This is a genomic window from Veillonella sp. ZSJB6, from assembly GCF_051549505.1.
Taxonomy (GTDB): domain Bacteria; phylum Bacillota; class Negativicutes; order Veillonellales; family Veillonellaceae; genus Veillonella.
Window position 1 is genome coordinate 1 of the sequence record NZ_JBPUGE010000045.1, and the last position, 274, is coordinate 274.

A 274-nucleotide genomic window follows, 5' to 3' on the forward strand; every position below is an offset into this window, starting at 1 on the left:
CTTGAATCCAGTAAGGCAGCTGTGAGATGGGCGCTTGCCAACCGGTTGCACGTAATAGCAATTCTTCAGGGGTAGCGGCATTGATGGTGCCTTTTTCGTTGGTTAACGTCGCAGATTGACCATTGTAGCTGATTTTAGTTTGACCTGCATTCATCGCACCGGCAATCTCAATGGCAAAGTTTTGCCCTTGCTGTGTCCAAATATAAAACGCACTGCCTGCCTGCTGCGGCGTGGTCATGCCAATTTTACCATTGATGGTAAATTGCGCGCTTGG

General features: G+C 48.9%; 1 protein-coding gene. It reads right to left on the reverse strand.

Annotation, left to right across the window (positions count from 1 at the left end; translation table 11 throughout):
• On the reverse strand, positions 1 to 274 hold a 274-nt coding region (locus tag ACSV5T_RS09835), incomplete at both ends, for an outer membrane lipoprotein LolB (RefSeq protein WP_438320990.1).